At 61.3% G+C, this 19,540-nt stretch carries 18 protein-coding genes; 8 read left to right on the top strand and 10 right to left on the bottom strand.

Annotated features, from left to right (window positions below):
- Window positions 1-20: 20 nt before the first annotated feature.
- The 6 genes from I6L49_RS00615 to I6L49_RS00590 form a co-directional block, all read right to left on the bottom strand.
- Window positions 21-224: a transcriptional initiation protein Tat gene (locus I6L49_RS00615; protein ID WP_005303194.1), complete on the bottom strand. Its 204-nt coding sequence runs from the start codon at window positions 222-224 to the stop codon at window positions 21-23.
- Window positions 225-356: 132 nt separating this feature from the next.
- Window positions 357-974, bottom strand: coding sequence for a molecular chaperone (locus I6L49_RS00610; RefSeq protein ID WP_216950356.1), 618 nt, complete (start codon window positions 972-974; stop codon window positions 357-359).
- Window positions 975-983: 9 nt separating this feature from the next.
- Window positions 984-2,729: a 4Fe-4S binding protein gene (locus I6L49_RS00605; RefSeq protein WP_254127515.1), complete on the bottom strand. Its 1,746-nt coding sequence runs from the start codon at window positions 2,727-2,729 to the stop codon at window positions 984-986.
- A gap of 103 nt (window positions 2,730-2,832) precedes the next feature.
- Window positions 2,833-3,426, bottom strand: coding sequence for a DUF3306 domain-containing protein (locus tag I6L49_RS00600; RefSeq protein ID WP_216950355.1), 594 nt, complete (start codon window positions 3,424-3,426; stop codon window positions 2,833-2,835).
- Window positions 3,419-3,985 (bottom strand): DUF3305 domain-containing protein, encoded by a 567-nt coding sequence (locus tag I6L49_RS00595; protein WP_216950354.1) that lies wholly within the window; start codon window positions 3,983-3,985, stop codon window positions 3,419-3,421. Before I6L49_RS00595 ends, I6L49_RS00600 begins: the two co-directional genes overlap by 8 nt.
- Before the next feature lie 359 nt (window positions 3,986-4,344).
- Complete coding sequence (locus I6L49_RS00590; protein WP_124928821.1) at window positions 4,345-5,598, bottom strand: DUF3644 domain-containing protein; 1,254 nt, start codon at window positions 5,596-5,598, stop codon at window positions 4,345-4,347.
- Window positions 5,599-5,858: 260 nt separating this feature from the next.
- Here I6L49_RS00590 and I6L49_RS00585 point away from each other — a divergent pair, with 260 nt between their 5' ends.
- Window positions 5,859-6,716, top strand: coding sequence for a formate dehydrogenase accessory sulfurtransferase FdhD (locus I6L49_RS00585; protein WP_216950353.1), 858 nt, complete (start codon window positions 5,859-5,861; stop codon window positions 6,714-6,716).
- 15 nt (window positions 6,717-6,731) lie between these two features.
- Window positions 6,732-7,598, top strand: a complete 867-nt coding sequence (locus I6L49_RS00580; RefSeq protein ID WP_013723539.1) for a helix-turn-helix transcriptional regulator — start codon at window positions 6,732-6,734, stop codon at window positions 7,596-7,598.
- Between the two features lie 80 nt (window positions 7,599-7,678).
- Here the strand turns inward: I6L49_RS00580 and I6L49_RS00575 are convergent, their stop codons facing one another.
- Entirely contained in the window at window positions 7,679-9,781 is a 2,103-nt protein-coding gene (locus I6L49_RS00575; protein ID WP_216950352.1) for a HAMP domain-containing sensor histidine kinase, read from the bottom strand.
- A 25-nt stretch (window positions 9,782-9,806) separates the two neighbouring features.
- Window positions 9,807-11,162, bottom strand: coding sequence for a sigma-54 dependent transcriptional regulator (locus I6L49_RS00570; protein WP_058055711.1), 1,356 nt, complete (start codon window positions 11,160-11,162; stop codon window positions 9,807-9,809).
- 254 nt (window positions 11,163-11,416) lie between these two features.
- Between I6L49_RS00570 and I6L49_RS00565 the strand changes: the two genes are divergently transcribed.
- From I6L49_RS00565 to I6L49_RS00540, 6 genes are all read left to right on the top strand, one after another.
- The gene (locus I6L49_RS00565) at window positions 11,417-12,259 is read left to right on the top strand and encodes a substrate-binding domain-containing protein (protein ID WP_216950351.1); all 843 of its coding nucleotides are present in this window, start codon (window positions 11,417-11,419) and stop codon (window positions 12,257-12,259) included.
- A gap of 129 nt (window positions 12,260-12,388) precedes the next feature.
- Window positions 12,389-13,090 (top strand): ABC transporter permease, encoded by a 702-nt coding sequence (locus tag I6L49_RS00560; protein ID WP_019446238.1) that lies wholly within the window; start codon window positions 12,389-12,391, stop codon window positions 13,088-13,090.
- A gap of 34 nt (window positions 13,091-13,124) precedes the next feature.
- Window positions 13,125-13,820, top strand: a complete 696-nt coding sequence (locus tag I6L49_RS00555; RefSeq protein ID WP_005362120.1) for an energy-coupling factor ABC transporter ATP-binding protein — start codon at window positions 13,125-13,127, stop codon at window positions 13,818-13,820.
- Window positions 13,792-14,436 (top strand): molybdenum cofactor guanylyltransferase MobA, encoded by a 645-nt coding sequence (mobA, locus tag I6L49_RS00550; RefSeq protein ID WP_021229854.1) that lies wholly within the window; start codon window positions 13,792-13,794, stop codon window positions 14,434-14,436. Before I6L49_RS00555 ends, mobA begins: the two co-directional genes overlap by 29 nt.
- A complete protein-coding gene (locus tag I6L49_RS00545; protein WP_216950350.1) occupies window positions 14,433-16,178 on the top strand; it encodes a bifunctional molybdopterin-guanine dinucleotide biosynthesis adaptor protein MobB/molybdopterin molybdotransferase MoeA in 1,746 nt (581 codons plus the stop codon). Before mobA ends, I6L49_RS00545 begins: the two co-directional genes overlap by 4 nt.
- A 62-nt stretch (window positions 16,179-16,240) precedes the next feature.
- Entirely contained in the window at window positions 16,241-17,299 is a 1,059-nt protein-coding gene (locus I6L49_RS00540) for an FUSC family protein (protein ID WP_021229852.1), read from the top strand.
- A 77-nt stretch (window positions 17,300-17,376) separates the two neighbouring features.
- Here I6L49_RS00540 and I6L49_RS00535 read toward each other — a convergent pair whose 3' ends face one another.
- The gene (locus tag I6L49_RS00535) at window positions 17,377-18,750 is read right to left on the bottom strand and encodes an HD-GYP domain-containing protein (protein WP_216950349.1); all 1,374 of its coding nucleotides are present in this window, start codon (window positions 18,748-18,750) and stop codon (window positions 17,377-17,379) included.
- Between the two features lie 88 nt (window positions 18,751-18,838).
- Complete coding sequence (locus I6L49_RS00530) at window positions 18,839-19,393, bottom strand: DUF3332 domain-containing protein (RefSeq protein ID WP_216950348.1); 555 nt, start codon at window positions 19,391-19,393, stop codon at window positions 18,839-18,841.
- Window positions 19,394-19,540 lie beyond the last annotated feature (147 nt).

The raw sequence follows: 19,540 nt of genomic DNA, 5'->3' as shown, positions 1-19,540 counted from the left end.
TTCTCCTTCACTGATCCGGCTCAGTCGGTGCCGCGCAGGGTGCGATAAAAGTCGTGAACATGGGGGGTCTCCCGATAGCCCTTGTCAGGCTCGGTGTCGTGGGTCAACACCTCTTTGCCCACCACCCGACCGGTGGCACCGGCCAATACGCCTATGGTGGCGACCACGCCAACTCCCTTGATCAGATTGCGGCGGGACGGGTCTTTCAGCTGTTCATCGCTCATTCTTGTGACCTCTGTTGTTGTTCTTGCTGGCGCCTGCGCGCCAGCTTCGCGTCCAATGGGATATCTCGTCTGCTCATTTTGTTATGCGCAGCTCTATGTTATGCGCAGCGTGTTATGCACAGATAGGGGCGTTCAGCCCGGCACCACGCAGGCGCCAAACGGCAGGCGCAATTCGTTTTCCAGCTTGAAGAAATCTTCGGCAAGGGCGCCGACCGCCCGGTAGAAGCTGCCCCCTTTCGCCTGTTGCTGATCGCGGCAGCAGGCGAGTACCCAGGGGGCAAGGTGGCGCTCATAGAAGCGGTTGCGCTCCGGGTGTTGCTCGCCAATCAGTACCGCCATCACCTCACAGAGGGCGGCGAGATGATCTTCCGGCTCGCACACTCCGCTCTGGCGCTCAAAACCGAGGGACTGCAGATCTGCGCGCAGCACTGCCAGCGGCAGCTCCATCAAAGAGCCGGTGAGATACCAGGAGGCAAACGGCACGATCTCCCCGCGCCCCAGCCCGATAAAGAGCTCCTGATACTCCTCGGCAAGCTCGTTTTCGTGGTGGCTGCTGGCCGCCAGCTGCACCAGTCCCAGCCCTCTGGCAAAGGGGCCAGGCATCGGCTGCAACCCTTGCAGCCAAGCGAGCTGTTCGCCACGGGGGGCGGCGCGCCAGAGGCTTGCCAGCAGGGCGTAGAGATCGGCGCTGCTCTGTTCCAGTTCGGTCATGGTCAGTTCGCCAGCCTTTTCGTTATGTTGTTCACTCATCACTGGCCCTCATACCTTGAGCTGGGAGACGGGATCCGCCGCCAGCGCCGCAAACACATCCTTGACCCGGCAGTCCTCGCACATCAGCAGCCGCTGGGCGGCCTCGTTCTGGAAGTGGGAGTGACCGGCCAGTTTTTGCTGGATGCGGCGGATCATCGAGGCGGGTGCGAACGGCTTGGCGCAGTGAATGCAGCAGGCAGCCTCTTCAGCTTTCAGGCTCTGCACGGCGCGGCGCGCCTCGGGCACCGGCTGCAGGCGGGGCGTGAGCACGATGGCCTGCTCGGGGCACGCCTTTTCGCACATGCCGCACTGGATGCAGTCCTGCTCGATAAAGTTGAGGCCGGGCGCATGACCCACCGCATGCAGGGCGCGGCTCGGGCAAACCGCCACGCAGCCCATGCAGAGGGTGCAGTCAGACTCTTTCAGTTCCACACTGCCGTATGGGGCACCGTGGGGCACCGCCAGCGGCTCTCTGCTCCCTTCGTTGGCTTGCCAGAGGGCATCGAAGGCGGCAAACAGGTTTTCCCGTTTGTCCCCTTTGAGCGGCTTCTCCAACAAGGCAACGGTTGGCTCACCGGAGATCGGCTTATCTTGTTCTGCATCCGGGTTAAACAGGGCGATGCGATCGGCAGCAAGCCCAGCGCCCGCCAAGAGCACGGCGGCGCTCGCCAGCTCCCGCTCAACCAATGCCCGCACACTTGCGGGAGCATCATCACCGAGCGCAATGCACACCGCACTGGCGCCATAGGCGAGGGCGGCGAACCAGCTCTCGATACCCAAACTCGCGCTCTCCTCCACCCAGACTGGCAGCCAGTTGGCAGGCAAACGGGTGAGTTCGGCTTCCACCCATTCGCGCTCGTTTTCGCCGGCGATCAGCAGCTGGGGCGCGTCGCCCCCCGCCTCGCGGTAGTGCTTGAGCAGGCGCAGCAGATAGTCGCCGCTGGTGTTGGCGTCGGGCTGGTGATAGGCAATCGCCCCGGTCGGACAGGCCGAGGCGCAGCTACCAAAGCCCTGACAGAGATGGGGATCGATCTGGATGCGACCATTGATGGGCTTGAGCGCATCAGTCGGACAGACATCAAGGCAGCGGCTGCAACCGGGCACGCCACGGGCGGTAAAGGCGCAGGCCTCGGGGTCGAGACGAAAATAGCGAGGTTTGTCGAAGATACCGGTCAGCGCACAGAGCTCAGCGAGTCGTTCGACCAAGCCAACATCATCGGCCAGATGCAGATAGCCGACCGGCGGGCGTTCCAGCGCAAAGAGCGGGGCACGGCCCAGATCGGCCACCAGATCAAAGCGTGGTTCGCCATTTTCCGCAGCCTGCTGAGTAAAACAGAGCGCCGCCAGATTAACCCGCTCACCCTGACCATTGAGGCCGGTAAGCTGGAACTGCCCCAGATACCCTGTCAGGCTCGGTTCGCGCAGGGTCAGGGCCGCGAGGGATGCGGTGGCATCGAAAATGGTTTCGAGATCGGCCGCCTCGGCATCGTGGACCGCTTCGCTCACCAGCAGGGTGGGCTTCATCCCGGCGGGCAGCAGGCTGGCGGCGCGGCGAATGCGATCTTCCGGGCCGACCAGCAGCAGGCGCCCCTGACTCTGGTAAGAGACAGTGGCCGAGATCAGGTTATCGGTCTTGACCGTATGCTGCAGGGCATAGGCGCGAGCGCGCGCGTTATGCGCGGCCGCCCCCGCCCCATGGGCAAGATTGGAGGCTAGATTTGGGGTCAGACTTGGCAATGTTTGTTCAGTGCTCACATACGCTCCTGTGCGCACCACCTCATGGGATGGGCGCTTGTTGGTAAGCCGAGAGAGCAAGAGGCGAGCCAACTCCCCCGGGAAAAAAGTGACTGACAGGGAGTCAGGATCCTGAGGGTTCCATTCCCCCACCTTTGGTTGGGACATTTTGTCCACCAGAGGAAACCAAAATGTCCCGATCGTCGGTGTGGGTTTGAGAATGGTTATCAGCCAGCTCGTCGGCGGCAGGTGCGCTGACAACCGCCACCGGTTCAGCGGATCCGCTGGCCGGATTGGCCGATTCGCTCTCCGGGGCGGTTACCTGATCCACCAGCCAGTTGCGCAGCCCGGCAGTCAAGGCCGCGGGCAGCAATTCGGGCTGGCTGAAATCCTGGGTGTAGTCGTCGAGCCCATCCGGCTTGTGGCTGCGAAACATGGCCCGCAGCGCCTCCCTGTCGGGGAGTTTGGCCTTGCCCGGCTGAGCCGTTTTCAGCGGCGGTTCGCCACTCTCGGCCCCCTCAACGGCAAGGGGGTCACAGCTCCCCTTGTCAGTGCTGACTACGGGGCTATCCAGCGCAGTATCTGAGATTTCACCTTCGCCACTGCCTTCGATGGGGGCGGCAACTGCCTCGGGGATAACCTCTTCCCTTGGCTGCAATGCCTGATGCTTGCGCGCCTCACTCTTGCGAGACGACCAGCGCTTGAGGAACTCACTCATGGGCGCGATTTCCGCTGTCACTGCCACGCTCACGGCCACGCTCACGGCCATCGGGGCCGGTGGCTTTGACGGCGCCGCAGCTGGCTTGATCTACCGTATCGACACCGAGCTGATCCTGCGCCCGTCCCTTGCCCTTCTTGCCCTTGCGACGGGCCTCCAGCAGCTCGCCGTGGCGACCGATAAAGGCCTCCACCCAGGCTTGTAGCGCCTCGGGCAGCGGGCAGGAGAGCACCTGCCGCTCGCCATCCATATAGGCGGCGGCCACGGTCTGGCTCAGGGTGAGGCCATCGGCCACAAAGCCATTGTCCACGCGGCTTCCGGTGACAAAGAGGCGGGGCGAGCCAGAGCTCAGGTTGAAGCGATAATCCCCCCGCTCGTCACGAAACAGGGTAAGGGGCAAGGCACCTGCAGCCTCAGGTTCGGCGGGATGGAGCGCCGCAATCTCGAAACGGCGGCTCTGCCAGCGGCCAACCTGGCTGTCGATGGCCTTTAACTCCAGTTGCAGCCAGCGCTGCGGGGGCAAGGTATTGGTTGTCTCTTGCACTGTCACGGCTCCCATCAGAAGGTCTCAGCCGGGCCGCCCCCCTCCATGCTCCACCCCGTTCGGAGCGGTTCACAGCAGAACATTCAGGGCGGCCACGGCCAACAATGGGATAAGACATAGCAAGAGTGGGGCCAAGGCAGGTTTGGTAGTTGATGGATGCTTTGCTGCGGGTTGGCGCGGGCGTAGGTTGGTGCAGAGCGCAGCGAAGCCCAACATACGGAGTAAGACCAATCCGCCAGAACCTAACCAGCAGGGATGGCAATAATCGAATAACTCCGAATTATCCGATTATTGCCTTAAAAAGGCTGTTCACGGTAAACGTTGGGCTTCACTTCGTTCAGCACCAACCTACGATTTAAAGCCCTACTTACGAGTTAAATATCCTGCTGTTTTACAAGCTCCAATTTTTGAGGATTACTGAGTTCTTCAATTAAAAAGTTGACCCATTGGTTTGAATAAAGATAGCCTTCGAAACCTTCCACAAACCCAGAATACTGGCCTTTAAATGCACGTTGATCATCACGAGGTCTTGCCTCATAGTATTTCCAACACTTAGTGTGTAAGGCCATATTGAAGCATGGTACTTTTTTGGCTACTAGTCCAACAACATTCTTCGGTCTTAATTTAAATGGATTTTCAACACCTTTAATAAAGGCAACAGCTCGCTCATAATTTGCAATCTCTGCATCACTCAATTTATTTACATTAATAAATTCTACAGCCATATCCGCTGATTTTGCATGATTACCCAATTTGGGAACCAGGAAAGCTCTTATACGATATTTTTGACTTTGAACAATATCATCATGAAGATCCTTCTTATATGTTTCCATATACTCTCTTACTATCTTGTAATTTTCTTTTTGAAGTTGTTTCAAGGCTTCAATTTGAGATTGTTCTGAGATACGAGTTAGTTGCATAGCTATAGCAAGGCTAGCGGTTAAAGCATGTTCATCGCCAAACTCTTCTACCAACATTGTTTCAAAGTTACTTAAAGCTGATTGGCATTCACCACACACAGCTAAATCAATAGCTGGAAGACTTCTGTGCTCTATTTTATTTCTCAACCCTATCAGAAACCTGATATTTGCTTTCTCTGGAGACTCAATACCTTTCCAATACTCATCAATACACTCACTTAGCTCCCAAGCTTTCTCTTCTCCATCAATAAATAACAACTCACCGTTCTGGTTCTTATGAAAATAATCGAACCCTCGTTTTTCGAAAATTGCATGCATCAATGCAGTATATGCGATAACAATATTTACTATGAAACCATAGGTCTTAAATTCAGTATAAGGGTTGTTATAAATCGAAACAGCTAATAGTGCAAACTCTTTAGCTTTATGTATCAATATTCCTTTAGTTGAATGATCTGCTGTTTGTTGTAATTTTTGACTATGTACAGATCTGAACTCATCCTTGCTCAAAAAGCATATTCCCGAGCTAGAGTATTGCTCCCCATCTTTTTCTATATACTGATGCCACCTTTTTGATGGATATGTTCTGCATGTATCTACTTTCCAACCTGTTGCCTCGGAGAGTTGAGCTATGGTAAATGATTCCCCTTGTTTTTCTTTATCAACCAAGAAGGAGTATGCCAAATCGACTTGTTTGTATTTACCCATTCTGAACTTCCCTTACAATCCAGTATTTATGCTAGCTAGAGCCATCTAAACCCAAATGAGTCATCATAGTTATGAAATATGCTCCTGTTGTCCAGATAAAATTGCTAAAGATAATTACACATTAAAATCGGAACTTTTGATTTAAATCATTTTAAGTGGAAAATAGTTTTCATGCTTTTCTGCAAATATCGTTAAACAATCTGGAACAAAACTTGCTGTATTCCTCCCCTTAGATCCCGGCAACCGGTCGCGAGGGGCCCATGACACCGACCTTTATCAAAAGCAATGCAGCAGCCCAGCTCACCATGGCCGTCGAGGTGATGGATGAGCAGGGCACGTTGCAAACCCGCCAAATCGCCTGTGAGCGGCCACTGACGGTCTACCTCAACTGGAAGGAGATAGTAACCCTGATGACGCTGGGGGCCCGCCCCGAAGCGCTGGTGCTGGGTTATCTGAAAAATCAGGGCTTTATCGAGGATATTGCGGCCATCGAGTCGGTGATCGTCGACTGGGAGAGCGAGGCCGCCGCCGTGGTGAGCAGCCAGCAGGCCGCCGATCTCGAGAAGTCGCTGGAGAAGAAGACGGTCACCTCCGGCTGTGGTCAGGGCACCATGTATGGCAGCGTGATGAAGAAGCTCGAAGGGGTGGTATTGGCGGCGCCCGAGCTTAAACAGAGCACCCTCTATGCCCTGCTCAAGGCGCTGTCGGCCCATAACGAAACCTACAAAATGGCGGGCGCCGTCCATGGCTGCGCCATCTGTCGCGGTAGCGAAATCCTCTCCTTTGTCGAGGATGTGGGGCGCCACAATGCGGTAGATACCCTGGCGGGCGAGCTATGGATGCGCGGCGAGAGTGGCCACGACAAGATCTTCTACACCACGGGGCGGCTCACCTCGGAGATGGTGATCAAGGTGGCGCAGATGGGCATTCCGGTGCTGCTGTCGCGCTCCGGCGTCACCCAGATGGGACTGGATCTGGCCCGCCAGCTCGGTATCACCATGATTGCCCGCGCCAAGGGGCGCCATTTCGAGGTATTCAGCGGTCACGACCATATGGTGCTGGACGAGAAGCCGCCGGTGCTGGCGCCCAGTCCGGCCGGTCGCGGGATGCGGGACTAAGCCATGAATGAGTTTATGAACGTGAAGCAGGTGGCGGAATACCTCGATCTCAACGAGAAGAAGGTCTACCAGCTCGCCAACGAGGCGCGCATCCCCGCCACCAAGGCGACCGGCAAGTGGCTGTTTCCCCGCTCCCTGCTCGACCGCTGGCTGCTCGGCAGTTGCCACGAGGGGGTGATGAACGACCGGCTGCTGCTGGCGGGCTCGGACGACGTGCTGCTGCACTACGCCAGCAGCCGGCTGGCACAGCAGCTCGGCACCCAGGCACTGGTGGGCTACACCCCGTGCGGCACCCGACAGGGGCTGGCGATGCTGGCGCGCGGCCATGTGGATCTGTGCGCCATCCACTGGGGGCAGGCCGAGGAGGCGCACCTGCGCCACCCGGCGCTGGTGCAGCAGTATCAGGGCCACCGGCAATGGGTGATCGTTCATGGATTTCGGCGGGTGCAGGGGCTGGTGCTGCGGCAAGGGCTGCAACCCAAGGAGGCGAAAGAGGCGCTCGACTGGCGCTGGGCCATGCGCCAGGAGGGGGCCGGCAGCCAGCGCGCCCTGCAGGAGTGGCTGCAAACGCAAGGCGAATCGCTGACCCGGCTGGAGCGCACCCTCGAGGTCAATAGCGAGCGGGAACTGGCCGCCGCCATCAGCCGCGGCGATGCGGATGTCGGGCCCGGCGCCCAGAGCACCGCCACCGAGTTTGGCCTCGGCTTTATGCCCTTGTCGCAGGAGTGCTTCGATCTGGTGATGCCGCAGGGGGTCTTCTTTCGCACCCTGCTGCAGCAGTTGATCGGCTGGCTGCAATCCCCAGAGGGGCGCGAGCTGGCGGCCCGCCTCGGCGGCTATGACCTGACCCAAAGCGGCAAGCTGGTGTGGAGCCCGCAGTAAATAACCACTCACCCACCGACAAAACAGCCCGCCAACCATGTTGACGGGCTGTTTTTATCACGGGCCTTTTTATAACCGCCTCAATCGCTTGTCTCACGCCCCTCGGCATTGAGGGCGATGCGCCACCCTTCCAGTTTCGCGGGCTCGCTGCCGCTGGGTAGCAGGGCGTGGCTGCGCAGCCGCACAGTAAAGCAGCTCCCCTGCCCCGGGGTAGAGTCCACCAAGAGCTCGCCACCCCAGCGGCTGATGATGCGGTGGCTCAGGGCCAGCCCCAGACCGGTGCCGGTAGCGCGGGTGGTGAAGAAGGGGTCGAAGATCTTGTCGATAATGGCCGCCTCGATGCCGCTACCGTTGTCGATCACCCGTACCTCGGCCCCGCGCAGCTGACCCAGTTCATCGACCCAGTCGCGGCTCTCGACCCGGATCTCCCCCTGCTCCCCCAGCGCGTGGCTGGCGTTGACCAGGAGGTTTATCAGCACTTGCAACAGCTGCTGGCGATCCGCCTCAATGGGCTGCTGGGCCCTGAGATCGGCCACCAGCTCCACCTGCTGCTGACGCAGGGCGGAGCGCACCAGGGTCAGGCTCTCCTCGATGATGGGATTGAGGTGCTGCCACACAGGCGCCGTCTCATAGTCGCCGGGGCGAGAGTATTGCAGCAGGCTGCGGGTGATGGCACGAATGCGCTCGATCTGGGCCAGCACCAGTGCCAGCTCCTCGCTGACCGGCTCGGCCGCCTCCCCCAGCTCCAGCTTCATCAGCTCCACATTGCCGAGGATCACCGCCAAGGGGTTGTTGATCTCGTGGGCCACCCCGGCGGAGAGCTCGCCGAGGGCTGCCAGCTTCTCGCTGATCAGCAACTGCTGGCGCGCCTCGGTCAGCATATGGATATGATCTTCCAGCTCGGCGGTCTTCTGCTCGAGACTTTGGGTACGCTCGGCCACCTTCTGCTCCAGCTCGTCGGCACTGCGGGCCATCTGCTGCTGGTGCGCTTCTTGCCTGTCCAGCATGGCGTCAAACTGGCGACCGAGCTGGGCCAGCTCGTGATCGGGATCGAGGGCCAGCGGGCCGATGCGAGCCGACTCCCCGGCCTGCACCTGCCGCACCACCTTGTGCATCCGCTCGATGGGGGAGAAGAGATCCCGCGCGCCGCGATAGACCAGCAGGCCGGAGAGCAGCAACAGCAGCACTACGCCGGACCCCAGCTCCACCAGATTGGTGAGGTAGGTACGGATAATGGGCCACTCGAGAAAACCGACATAGAGCATACCGATCCGCTCGCCCCTGGCTCCCAGCAGCGGCTCGTAGCCCGAGACATACCAGGCGTCGTGGACGAAGGCGCGGTCAACCCACATCTCCCCCCGTCCCAGCACCTGCTCGCGCACCGGCGGCGAGACCCGGGTACCCACCGCCCGGCCCACCTGACGGCTGCTGCTGACCGGCACATTGGTGCTCACCCGCAGATCGTCGAGAAACAGGGTGACGGTGCCAACGCTGCCATCCGGCAGGGTATTTTTGGCAAACACCTGCCCCTTGAGCTCATCCACCAGCCGGGTGCTGCCGTTGACAAGCTCGCCCCCCTCCAGCACGGCCCAAAGGGAGCCGTCGCGGCCCATCACAGGGGTCAGTGACAGGCTGATCAGCCCCCTGTCCTCCACCACCCTGGTGCCATCCCGCTGCCACAGCACGGCCCGTTTGGCCAGTTGCGGGGAGAGGGCGAGCATCTCCTGCTGCGACCAGACCACAAAGTGACTGACGCTGCGCCCAGCCGTGAGGGCGGCGCGCTCCTGCGCCGTCAGCTGATCCAGCTCGGGGCCGCGGCGCAAGCGCAGAAAATCGAGGCCATAGTTGGCCGCCAGCGGCATTACCCAGTCATGCAGCTGATCCGGCGATTCCCGCAGCCGCAGCTGAAAGGCCCAGGCATCGCGCAGATGCTCCAGATGCTCGGTCTGGCGCTGCTGCTGCACCGTGATGGCGTGATGGGCCACCCCGAGATCGCTGCGCACCGTAGTGAGCAGGTTCTGCCAGCTGTAGGTGAGGGTCCAGTAGAGGGTGAGCGCTATCATGCCCACCAGAGTGAGCATGATGGGCACCGAGGTGAGCAGCAGCAGGCGCCAGCGCACCTTGGTGCGGACGCAACGGGGCAACAGGGCGCGCATACAGCGGGAGAGCAGGGTCAGTTTCATCGCCCCCCCATCCAGTTAGCCTTCCTCATTCGATGGCCCACTCCTTGAACTTGCGATCCAGCGTCTTGCGCGCCACCCCGAGCACCCGGGAGGCGGCCGACTTGTTGCCATCATGGCTGGCCACCACTTGCAGGATGTGGGCTTTTTCTACCTCCGCCAGCGGCCACGCCAGCGGATAGCCCTCCTCGCTCGCGCCCTGTTCGGCAGGCTTGCTGCTCTGCCAGTAATCCGCCGGGGGCTTGCCCAGCAGCAGGCAGCGCTCGATAAGGTTGCGCAGCTCCCGCACGTTGCCGGGCCAGGGGTAGGCCTGCATCGCCACCACATCCTCGTGGGTCCAGCTCAAGGAACCCATCCCCATCTCGGCGGTGAGCTGGCGGGTGAAGTGGTGTACCAGCGCGGGGATATCGTCGATCCGCTCCCGCAAGGGGGCGACCGGCAGCGCCACCACGTTAAGGCGATAGAAGAGATCTTCGCGAAAGCGGCCCGCCTCCACCTCGGCCTTGAGGTTGCGGTTGGTGGCGGCAACGATGCGTACATCCACCGCCAATTCGCGCTCGGCCCCCACCGGGCGGATGGCCTTCTGTTCCAACGCCCGCAACAGGGAAGCCTGCATGGCGAGCGGCATCTCGCCGATCTCGTCGAGAAACAGGGTGCCCTGATGGGCGACCCGGAACAGGCCGTCGCGCCCCTTGCGGGCGCCGGTAAAGGCCCCCTGCACGTGACCAAACAGCTCGCTTTCCAGCAGCTCCGGCGCGATGGAGGCGCAGTTGAGGGGCACAAAGGCCCCCATCCGGCCAGAGAGTTGATGCAGGGCGCGGGCCACCAGCTCCTTGCCGGTGCCGGACTCCCCCTCCACCAATACGGCGGCATTGGAGGGGGCTACTCTGGCGATGAGCGTCTTGAGCTCGCGGGTCTTGGCACTGTCGCCAATCAGGGTGGGCGGGAACAGCTTGCTCACCTCCCGGCGCAGCAGCAGGTTCTCCCGCTCCATCTGGCGGCGCTCGATGACTCTGTCCACCGCCTGCACCATCTGATCGAGGTTGAAAGGCTTGAGGATAAAGTCGCTGGCGCCGAGGCGCAGCGCCTTGAGGGCGGTCTCCATATCGCCAAAACCGGTCATGAAGATGATGTCGCTGCGGCGGGTGGCGGGGTCTATGGCCTCATGCCACTCGATGCCGGAGCGCCCCGGCAGCCGGATGTCGGCGATGATAAGGTCAAAGTGAAGGCGGCAGCGCAGGGCTTCCGCCTCCTCCACGCTGGCGGCAGTCTCAATCTGGGCAAAACGCTTGGCCAGCGCCTTGGCCAGAAAGCTGCGCATGCCGGGCTCATCGTCAACGATAAGCAGGGAGAGGGCAGACCAGCGGCTGGGAGGGAGTGTCATGGAAAAAAGTACCTCGGATGCACGTACGGTCGGTGAATGTCCCGATAACCGGAACCTTAGTGGGACATTTTGTCCTTACCGTATCAAAAGCACCAACACCAATTATTAAAAGCGATAACAAGCTCACCTAATTGATTCTAATAAGCTTCTGTTTTTAAACGGCAAACCGTGAATACAGCGGCAAAGGAACAGTTTGGCACCCTGCTTGCTTACTCTTGCCCTCTCCTCAGCCACCCTGAAAAAGTTGCATCACGATGACGATAAAAACCAGCCTCAAACGTTTTGCCCTCTCCCTCGCCACCAGCCTGCTGATCGCCGGTGCGGCCCACGCCGAAGCGGATACTAATGCCACAAAAGCGCCGATCCGCCTCGCCACCACCACCAGCACCGAGCAGTCCGGTCTGCTGGGCTGGCTGCTGCCCCAGTTCACCAAGGAGACTGGTTATCCGGTGCAGGTAATGGCGGCCGGTACCGGCCAGAGCCTGAAGATGGGCGAGAACGGCGACGCGGATCTGGTGATGACCCACGCCCCCTCTGCCGAGAAGAAGTTCGTCGATGCGGGCTTTGGCATCGAGCCGGTGCACCTGATGTACAACGACTTCGTTATCGTCGGCCCGGCGAAAGATCCGGCGGGTCTCGGCAAACTGCATGACGCAGCCAAGGGGCTGCAAGCCATCAAGGAGCAGGGCCAGACCTTTATCTCCCGCGGTGACGAGTCCGGCACCCACATCAAGGAGAAGACCCTGTGGCAGGCGGCTGACGTCAAACCCGAGTTTGCCGGTTACAAGTCCATCGGCCAGGGGATGGGGCCGACCCTGACCATGACCTCGGAGCTGGGTGCCTACACCCTGACCGACCGCGGCACCTGGCTCGCCTACCAGAGCAAGCTGGATCTCGCCGTACTGCTGGAGGGTGACAAGCGCCTCTTCAACCCCTATCAGGTGATCCTGGTCAACCCCAAGCGCTACCCGGATCTCAACACCGAAGGGGCACGCACCCTGAAGAACTGGCTGATCTCCGAGCATGGCCAGAAGCTGATCGGCGACTTCAAGGTAGCCGGTCAGGCGCTGTTTGTAGCGGATGCCAACGGGAAATAATGGCAACGCTGACCGCTGAGCTGACCTTGATGGCCCTCCCCCGGTTCGCTGAGGGAGGCGCCTGATGCCGACCCTGCTCGACACGACCTTATTGACGGCCCTCGCCCTGCACGATGAGAGAGAGGTCTGATGCCGACATTGATCGACACGACATTGGCGGCCCTCGCCCTGCTGTTCAGTGGTGACACCGAACTGTGGCAGGTGGTGGGGGTCTCCTTCTCCGTCTCCTGCATCGCCCTGCTGTTGGTGCTGCTGCCCGCCTTGCTGCTGGGCTTTGCCCTGGCCTATCTGCCGCTGCCCGGCCGCTGGCTCTGGCTCTCCTGCATCAATACCCTGCAATCGGTGCCGACCGTGGTGATTGGCCTCTTGCTTTACATGCTGCTGTCGCGGGCTGGCCCCTTTGGCGACTGGAAGCTGCTCTTTACCCAGCAGGCGATGGTGGTGGGGCAGATGCTGATCGCCTTTCCGGTGATCGCCACCATGGCCCACGCGGCGTTTGTCCAGAGCGATCGGCGCGCCTGGGAGACCGCCCTGACCCTCGGGGTCTCCTGGCCCAAGGCGCTGATCGGCCTGATGCACGAGTGCCGCTTTGGCCTGCTGGCCGCCATCATCGGCGCCTTCAGCCGCATCGTCACCGAGGTGGGCTGCTCCATGATGGTGGGGGGCAATATCCTGCACTTTACCCGCAATATCCCCACCGCCATCGCGCTGGAGACCCAGAAAGGGGCCTTCACCCAAGGGGTGGCACTCGGCATAGTGCTGCTCACCCTCGCCCTCTTGCTCAACCTGCTGCTGACGGCCTGTCGCGGCCACAGCTATCTGAAGAACTGACCATGCCCCCACTGTGTACCAACAGGAGTACCCCATGGCCCTGACCGCCCACCAGCTAACGATGCGCTTTGGCGAGCGCCAGCTGTTCGAGATTGACCGGCTCGCCATCGCACCGGGGGATGCCATCTGGCTGCATGGAGCCAACGGGGTGGGCAAGACCACCTTGCTCAAAATCCTGGCGGGGCTTCTGGCACCCACCCGCGGCCACACCAATCTGCCGGGGCGCTGGCAACAGCGGCTCAACCGGCTGCTCAAGCGGGATCTGGGGCCGGGCCGGGTCACCTATCTGCACCAGACCCCCTATCTGTTCGATCGCACGGTGCACGACAACGTGGCCTGGGCGCTCGATAAACAGCTCGGCAGCGAGATCCGGGTGTTCGAAGCGCTGCGCCGGGTCGAGTTGGAGGGGCTGGCGCGGGAGCACATCAGCATTTTGTCCGGTGGCGAACGGCAACGGCTGGCGATGGCCCGTGCCTGGGCGCTGCAACCGGCCTTTCTGCTGATGGATGAACCCACCGCCAATCTCGACACACATTCGGTTGCCCTGATGGCCGCATTGGCGCAAGATCTGCGGGAACATGGCAGCGGCCTGGTCGTCATCAGCCACCAGAGCAACGCCCTGACCGACCTGTGCGAGCGGCAATGGACCCTCGCCCGTGGCCAGCTGCAAGAGACGACCCCTTTAAAAATCATCGAGCGACATGACTTCAAAAAGCGACAGCCACTCTGATCCCGTTGCCGTATCAGCAGTGATCCTGGCAGGAGGCCGCGCCACCCGCATGGGGGGCGAAGACAAGGGATGGGTAGCACTGGCGGGACGCCCTCTTATCGACCATGTTTTGGCGCGCCTGCGTCCCCAGGTGGATGAGGTGCTGATCAACGCCAACCGCAGTCAGGCCCGCTATCAGGCGCTGGCCCCGGTCATCAGCGATGACAACAACGACTATCTCGGCCCGCTGGCGGGCATGCAGGCAGGTCTTGCCGCCGCCCGTCATGACTGGGTGCTGTTTGTCCCCTGCGACGGCCCCGCCCTGCCGCTGGATCTGATGAGCCGCTTTCGCGCCGCCCTGACCCCACAGACCGAGCTGGTAGTGGCCCACGACGGCGACTGGTTGCAACCCGTGGTCGCCCTGCTGCACAAATCCCTGCTCCCCTCCCTCACCGCCGCACTGGCAGAGGGAGAGCGCAAAATCGATATCTGGTTTGCCCGCCACAACATGGTGGTGGTGAGCTTTGCCGATCAGCCGGATGCCTTTATCAATCTCAATAGCCCGGACGAGCTGGCCGCCTACGAGGCCCGTCTGCTTGCCCCGGCTATCGACCCCCAACAAGGAGTCACCTCATGACCCCGGCCCCCACTCTTCCCCTGCTCGGCTTCGCCGCCTGGAGCGGCACCGGCAAGACCACCTTGCTGGAGCAGTTGATCCCCCTGCTGGTGGATCGCGGCCTGCGCATCGGGGTGATCAAGCACGCCCACCACGACTTTGATATCGACCAGCCGGGCAAGGACAGCTATCGCCTGCGCAAGGCGGGTGCCCAGCAGATGATGGTGGCTTCCCGCCGCCGTCATGCTCGCATCATTGAAACCGAGCTGGCCGAAGCCGATTTTCGCCATCTGCTGGCCAGCTTCGATCAGACAGAGCTCGACCTGCTCTTGGTCGAGGGGTTCAAGCACGAGCACTTCCCGAAAATCGAGCTGCACCGCGCCGAGATTGGCAAGCCGCTGCTCTTCCCCGAAGACAGCGACATCATCGCGCTGGCCAGCGATCAGCCCGCAGAGACCACCCTGCCGCAACTCGATATCAACGATCTGGCGGCTATCGCCGACTTCGTCTGCCGCTGGCTTGACGGCTGCCAGAGCAAGGAGCCGGAGGCGGGCAAGGGCTTTCTCTCGGTCGAGGCGGCCCGCAACGCCATTCTGGCGGCCCTCACCCCGAGCACTGCCTGCAGCGACAAACCGCTGGCCCAGTGCCACGGCGCTGTGCTGGCCGCCGATCTGATAAGCCCCATCAATGTGCCTCCCCACGCCAACTCGGCGATGGACGGCATTGGCCTTCGTAGCGACGATCTCGCCACCGGTCGCTGGCAGCTGGTGGGGGAAGTGCTGGCGGGCCAACAGCGCCACGAGCCTGTACTGGCCGGTCAGGCGGTGCAGATCATGACCGGCGCCCCGCTGCCCCCCGGTGTCGATACCGTGGTGATGCGGGAAGAGACACATATTGAAGGTGAGTGGGTCACCGTCACCGCCCCGATCCGGGCTGGGCAGAATGTGCGCCTGGCCGGCGAAGATCTCGCCAAAGGTGCGGTCGCCATCCCGGCCGGAACCTGGCTTGGCGCCCCCCAGCTGGGGCTGGCGGCATCACTCGGTCAAGCCAGTCTCACAGTGCGCACCCCGCTGAAAGTGGCGCTGTTCAGTACCGGCGACGAGGTGCAGGCACCGGGCGAGCAGCTCGCCCCCGGTCATATCTTCGACAGCAACCGCTTCACCCTGATGGCCCTTATCCGTGCCGCCGGTTGCGAGGTGATGGACCTTGGCATCATTCCCGATGACAAGACCATTCTGCGCCAGCAGCTGGAGCAGGCCGCCGCCAGCGCCGATCTGGTGCTGAGCTCCGGCGGGGTCTCGGTAGGCAACGCCGACTTTATCAAGCTGGTGCTGGCAGAGCTCGGCCAGATCGATTTCTGGCGCATCCAGATGCGGCCGGGCCGCCCGCTCGCCTTTGGCAAGCTGGGGCAGACCCCCTTCTTCGGCCTGCCGGGCAATCCGGTGGCGGCGATGATCTGCGTGCTGCAGTTTGTCGAGCCCGCCATCGCCCGCTTGCAAGGCAAGCGGTGGCAGCCGCTGCGCCTCTCGGCACTGGCAGACGAGAAGATGAAGAGCCGCCCGGGGCGCACCGAGTTTCTGCGCGGCATCTTCCATCAGGACCGTAACGGACAGCTGCGGGTGCGCACCACAGGGCCACAGGGCTCGGGCATTCTCAGCTCCATGGCCGATGCCAACTGCCTGATCGAAATCGTACCGGATCAACCCGGAATCGCCGTTGGCGAGCGGGTCTGGATCCACCCCCTGCAGGGACGACTGGCCTAAATCCCGACGGGGCGTCGGCCGGATGCACGGCGCCCCGTCACCCATCTGACAGGAGGCAGACCGTGCGTCTTGATGCCCCCCTCTCCCGACTCGATCTGCTGGTCTATGGCCGCTACCGGATCGTCCATGGCCTGCGCATTGCGCTCGCCTTTATGCTCACCTTTCTGCTGACCCGCGAGCTGAAACTGCCGGAGAGCACCTGGCCGCTGATAACCTTGGTGGTGGTGATGGGCCCTATCTCGTTTTGGGGCAATGTGCTCTCCCGCGCCCTGCAGAGGGTGGTGGGCACCATCTTCGGCGCCAGTTGCGGGGTGGTGGCGCTCTATCTCGAGATCTACTCGCTACCGCTCACCCTGATCTGGTGCGGGTGCATCATGTTTCTCTGCGGCTATCTGGCCCTCGGCAAGCGCCCCTATGTGGGGCTGCTGATCGGCATCACGCTGGGAGTCACCATGGGGGCCATGCCGGGGGATATAGAGACGGCGCTGTGGCGCAGTGCCGACGTGATCCTGGGCTCCCTGCTGGCGCTGCTCTTTTGCAGCATCTACCCCCAGCGGGCCTACAGCCACTGGCGGCTGCAACTGCACCAGATCCTGCAGCAGTCGGGGCGGCTCTATCACACTCACCTCTCCCCCAATGTGCTGGAGCGCCCGCGCCTCAAGCACAATCTCTCCCAGCTGCTGGCACAGACCGGCAAACTGCGGGCCCTGCTGGCCCCTGCGGCCAAGGAGACACGCCACAGCGTCGCCCTGTTTGATGCGGTGCAGGTCACCATGCGCAACACCCTCTGCACTCTTGAGATGCTGGCCAACACCTACTGGAACGATCGGGAGAGCCACTTCCTGATGCAGAGCACGGCTGCGCTGCAAGCCTGCCATCTGGCCACCGAGGAGGCGATCAACCAGCTTGCCCTGATGATGCAAACCGGTGACGGGCGTGGCGCGGATGCCGCCATCGCCCGCCTGCACGAGGTAGCAACCCAGGTATCGCTCCCCCCCAATACCGAGGCGGCCATCAATGGCTACCTCTGGCTCAACGTGCAACTGACCGAGCAGCTCACCCACCTGCGCCGCCTGCTGGGGCTGATCCTCACCCCGCCCCATCGCAAGCAGCCCGACTAGGCCCAATGCAAAACGCCCCGCAGTTGCGGGGCGTTTTGCTATCTGACTGGCCGCTTGGACCATGAAGGCAGCAAATCTTAACTGGCATTGGCCAGCGGTTGCTCGGTGGTGAGGTAGAGGGAGAAATCCTGAATACCTGCCTGCAGGGCGGCAAAACAGTCGGGGTCTATCGCGGTGCCCAGATTCTCCGCCATCATCTCCAGCGCCTGCGGCACAGGGATGGCGCCGCGATAGGGGCGCTTGGCGGTGATGGCATCGAAGATGTCGGCTGTGGTGATGATGCGCGTCTCAAGGGTAATCTCGTCCCCTTTCAACCCCTTGGGGTAGCCTTTGCCATCGAGCCGCTCATGGTGGGCACCCGCCACTTGTGCCAGCTCCTCGAAGGCGCCGATACGGCTCAGGATCTCCTCGGTGTAGGCGGCATGCATCTGCACCGCCGCCCACTCCTGCGCATCGAGTTTGCCCGGCTTGTCGAGAATGGCGTTGCTCACCCCGAGCTTGCCCACGTCATGGAGCAGGGCACCCCGCTTGAGCCAGCGTCGACGCGGCTCGGACAACCCCATCTGGGTGGCAAGAATGTCGGTATAGAGCGCAACCCTGCCGCTGTGACCCGCGGTGTAGGGACTTTTGGAGTCCACCACCTGCCCGAAGGCCGCCGCGATTTCATCCAGATAATCCTCATCCAGTGCCACCTCCCCCTGTCCGGCCGGGTGGACCAGCACCCACTCGGTCAGTCGGGGATCGGCCAGCCCTTGCCAGAACTCCTCGTCGGCCAGCGCTTCAAATTCGCGAACCAGTGCCGGATCAAACCAGCTGTCACTGCGCTCGCGCAGCTCCTTGAGCGCCGCATCCGGGCCTGCAGCCGCGTGAAACACATCCACCACCTGACAGAGCAGGGCAATGCGCGAGAAGAGCGGGATCGCCTCGCCAGCCAGTTGCAGGGGCCGACCTTTGCCATTCCAGTGTTCATCAAGGGAGAGGATGCCATCGGCCACCTCGTTACTGAAACGGAGCTGGCGAGCGATATCCGCCCCCCGATGACAACGGGTCTGGATCAGTTCGTTGGCAATCTGGTCGCCGTTGCGAAAGATATGAAACAGGCTGCGAAAACGTCCCAGCAGATCCGCCTGCAAGCCGGTGTGGCCCAGCACAAAGTTGACTACCTCGGAGAGGGAGCCATCCACCAGTTTGAAATCGCGTTTGAAATGAAGATCGTCGGTGAGATAGAGCTCGCAGATACGGGCAGCATTGCTGCTGCACCCAAGATCCTTGAGCAGGAGCGTGTAGTAGAGATCATGGCGCAGCCGGGCGTCCAGTCCCAGCCGCTCCCCCAGACGGGAACCTATCCAGCAGCAGCGAATGCAGTGTCCTCTTGGTTGCCCCTCGGTCATATCGAGCGCATGACTGAGGGAACCAATCAACTCCGCCAATCGCAATCCATTCACCGTCATAGTCTACTCCCTTAGACATCATGGCGATTTTGCCAGCAGAATTAGGTATACCCCATCTGAAGCTGGATCGATCTGGATTCAGTTGAATTTAGGCAGCAGCCTTGCCCTGATTCGCCCGCTCTTCCAGCTCTGCGCGGCTCAGGGTAGATACAAAGCGGCCATCGAAGTAGATATCCATCAGCTCCCCACGCTTCTCGCCACGCATCATGCTGCGTCGGCCATCCAGATAGTGCACCTCCATCTGAGCGGTATGCTCGTCCGGGTAGCTGATCTCTACCTCGCGCACCCCTTGTGGCAGCATGGCCAGCGGCACCGTCTTGAGGGCCGAATCCAGGTGCTGGTTCACCTTGATCACCGGATTGGCCTTCATGTCCACCACAGCCGGAGATTTACCGGTGATGGGGTTCTTGCCAGACCAGAACTCGATGGTATTGAACACAAACAAGTCAGCGGTCGCGGCCAGACCGTAGACAGGGGAGAGCAGCATAAAGACCCCAGCACGAGCGTAGCGGTTATCCACCACGCTCAGGTTGCCCTTGGTGACCATGCCGGAAAGCCCCATCTGCCCCATACAGCCGCCCAGCCCCATGCTCGCGACCATAACCAGCAGGGCCATTGCCCGCCCCTTCTGTTGTAACGCCATCTTGTTCTGTTCCTGCTCTGAAATAAATGAGGCGGCAAGCCTAATCAAGGGGCCAGAAGAGGACAATTCACAATGGCGGGACGATACAGGAGGGGTTCAGATTGGCATATCAAGTGCGCAATAAATAAGCACCGATGGGATTATCAT

Source organism: Aeromonas sp. FDAARGOS 1419 (assembly GCF_019047045.1).
GTDB lineage: Bacteria > Pseudomonadota > Gammaproteobacteria > Enterobacterales > Aeromonadaceae > Aeromonas > Aeromonas veronii.
This window is presented reverse-complemented; position numbering and strand designations above follow the sequence as displayed.

Bases quoted from the DNA above. Each gene is read 5' to 3' on its own strand.
- I6L49_RS00615 (WP_005303194.1), bottom strand. From the start codon at position 224: ATGAGCGATGAACAGCTGAAAGACCCGTCCCGCCGCAATCTGATCAAG.
- I6L49_RS00610 (WP_216950356.1), bottom strand. From the start codon at position 974: ATGAGTGAACAACATAACGAAAAGGCTGGCGAACTGACCATGACCGAA.
- I6L49_RS00600 (WP_216950355.1), bottom strand. From the start codon at position 3,426: ATGAGTGAGTTCCTCAAGCGCTGGTCGTCTCGCAAGAGTGAGGCGCGC.
- I6L49_RS00595 (WP_216950354.1), bottom strand. From the start codon at position 3,985: ATGGGAGCCGTGACAGTGCAAGAGACAACCAATACCTTGCCCCCGCAG.
- I6L49_RS00590 (WP_124928821.1), bottom strand. From the start codon at position 5,598: ATGGGTAAATACAAACAAGTCGATTTGGCATACTCCTTCTTGGTTGAT.
- I6L49_RS00585 (WP_216950353.1), top strand. From the start codon at position 5,859: ATGACACCGACCTTTATCAAAAGCAATGCAGCAGCCCAGCTCACCATG.
- I6L49_RS00580 (WP_013723539.1), top strand. From the start codon at position 6,732: ATGAACGTGAAGCAGGTGGCGGAATACCTCGATCTCAACGAGAAGAAG.
- I6L49_RS00575 (WP_216950352.1), bottom strand. From the start codon at position 9,781: ATGAAACTGACCCTGCTCTCCCGCTGTATGCGCGCCCTGTTGCCCCGT.
- I6L49_RS00570 (WP_058055711.1), bottom strand. From the start codon at position 11,162: ATGACACTCCCTCCCAGCCGCTGGTCTGCCCTCTCCCTGCTTATCGTT.
- I6L49_RS00565 (WP_216950351.1), top strand. From the start codon at position 11,417: ATGACGATAAAAACCAGCCTCAAACGTTTTGCCCTCTCCCTCGCCACC.
- I6L49_RS00560 (WP_019446238.1), top strand. From the start codon at position 12,389: ATGCCGACATTGATCGACACGACATTGGCGGCCCTCGCCCTGCTGTTC.
- I6L49_RS00555 (WP_005362120.1), top strand. From the start codon at position 13,125: ATGGCCCTGACCGCCCACCAGCTAACGATGCGCTTTGGCGAGCGCCAG.
- mobA (WP_021229854.1), top strand. From the start codon at position 13,792: ATGACTTCAAAAAGCGACAGCCACTCTGATCCCGTTGCCGTATCAGCA.
- I6L49_RS00545 (WP_216950350.1), top strand. From the start codon at position 14,433: ATGACCCCGGCCCCCACTCTTCCCCTGCTCGGCTTCGCCGCCTGGAGC.
- I6L49_RS00535 (WP_216950349.1), bottom strand. From the start codon at position 18,750: ATGACGGTGAATGGATTGCGATTGGCGGAGTTGATTGGTTCCCTCAGT.
- I6L49_RS00530 (WP_216950348.1), bottom strand. From the start codon at position 19,393: ATGGCGTTACAACAGAAGGGGCGGGCAATGGCCCTGCTGGTTATGGTC.